The sequence below is a fragment of the Pseudomonas sp. AGC41 genome, assembly GCF_057334555.1.
Genome location: NZ_JBHFJB010000157.1, coordinates 24,336 through 26,295 on the forward strand (window position 1 = coordinate 24,336; position 1,960 = coordinate 26,295).

At 61.2% G+C, this 1,960-nt stretch carries 2 protein-coding genes; both read right to left on the bottom strand.

Annotated elements, in window-relative coordinates; translation table 11 throughout:
* Nucleotides 1-77 precede the first annotated feature (77 nt).
* Entirely contained in the window at nt 78-1,559 is a 1,482-nt protein-coding gene (trpE, locus tag ACE04F_RS27185) for an anthranilate synthase component I (protein WP_486110638.1), read from the bottom strand.
* A gap of 70 nt (nt 1,560-1,629) precedes the next feature.
* On the bottom strand, nt 1,630-1,960 hold a 331-nt coding region (locus ACE04F_RS27190; protein WP_486110639.1), incomplete at its 5' end, for an HAD hydrolase-like protein.

The following is a 1,960-nucleotide window of genomic DNA, read 5'->3' on the forward strand; positions in this document are numbered from 1 at the left end:
GCAGTCGCATCGATTTGATGGGCCCGCTTCGCAGGCCAGCGGGAGCACCCCCCCCCGCCACAGTTTGGCAAAAGTCTTCAGTCGTTCGGGGTCTGCTCGGCCAGGGCCACGGCACGGAACATTGCCCGGCGCTTGTTCAGGGTTTCCTCCCATTCCAGCGCGGGCACCGAGTCGGCGACGATGCCGCCGCCGGCCTGCACGTGCAGCTCACCGTTCTTGATCACGGCGGTGCGGATGGCGATGGCCGTGTCCATGTTGCCGTTCCAGGCGAAATAGCCGACGGCTCCGCCGTACACACCGCGTTTGACCGGCTCCAGCTCGTCGATGATTTCCATGGCGCGGATCTTCGGCGCGCCAGACAAAGTGCCCGCCGGCAGGATCGCTCGCAAGGCGTCCATCGCCGTCAACCCGGCCTTCAACTCCCCGGTGACGTTGGACACGATGTGCATCACGTTGGAGTAGCGCTCGATGACCATTTTCTCGGTGAGTTTTACCGAGCCCACTTCGGAAACCCGGCCAGTGTCGTTGCGCCCCAGATCGATCAGCATCAGGTGCTCGGCGATTTCCTTGGCATCTGACAACAGGTCCTCTTCCAGCGCCCGATCTGCTTCCTCCGTGGCGCCGCGTGGCCGTGTGCCGGCGATCGGCCGCACGGTAATAAGGTTTTCCTCGACCCGCACCAGCACCTCGGGCGAACTGCCGACGACATGGAAGTCCCCGAAGTTGAAGAAATACATGTAAGGCGTCGGGTTGAAACAGCGCAGCGCCCGGTACAGATCGATCGGCGCGGCCTTGAAGTCGATCGACATCCGTTGCGACGGCACGACCTGCATGCAGTCGCCCGCCAGGATGTATTCCTTGATGGTGTCGACGGCTTTTTCGTAGTCACCCTGGGTGAAACTGGAACGGAACACCGGGTCGGCAGCCGACTGCTTGCTGAAGTCCAGGCCGGGACGCGGGGTGATCGGCTGGCGGAGTTTTTCCAGCAACGTCTGAAGGCTTTGTTGACCTTGCTCGTAGGCATCTTCACGGGACGGATCGGCCAGGACGATGGCGTGCATCTTGCCGGCGAGATTGTCGAAGACCACCACCGCATCGGAGACCATCAGCAGAATGTCCGGCACACCCAGCGGATCGGGGTTCGGACAGGTGCCCAGGCGTTTTTCCACATAACGCACGCAGTCGTAGCCGAAATAACCCACCAGGCCGCCGTTGAAACGTGGCAGACCGGGGATGGTCGGGACGTTATAGCGGGCCTTGAAAGATTCAACGAACGCGAGCGGATCCTCGACTTCGTGGCTTTCGATTTCGACGCCATCGCAGGTCACGCTGATGCGATGGTCATGGACCCGCAGCACGGTGCGGCACGGCAGGCCGATCATGGAATAGCGACCCCATTTTTCCCCACCTTGCACCGATTCGAGCAGGTAGGAATTGGGCTGGTCGGCCAACTTCAGGTAGATCGACAGCGGCGTGTCGAAGTCGGCCAGGGTTTCGCAGGCAAGCGGGATGCGGTTGTAGCCGGCAGCGGCTAGACGCAGAAATTCTTCGCGGATCATGGGGTGCCTCGTGGCAAGAGAAGCTGACAGTCAGGTATGCAAACGCGCCGGATAACCGGCCAGGATCACGTCAGGCGCGCCAACGCCAGCGGGCCAGGGCCTTCATGACTTTCATCCAGAGTTTGCGAGTGACCACCACGATGGCGTTTCCAGAAGAGGATTGAACAGCGTCGGGCAACGTTATCTCAGCGGCCGGGTCCAGGCAACCGGGAATTAGCAGGCGCAGATCATCAATCACCAATGTCGGAAATTCCTCGGCAATCGGTCGGCCATGATTGTAGCCGTAGCTCAGGGCAACACATTTGACCCCCGCCGCTTTCGCCGCCAGCACGTCGCTGCGCGAGTCGCCGACAAACAACGATTGGGACGCCAGGACGTTGGCCATTTTCATGACGAAGAAC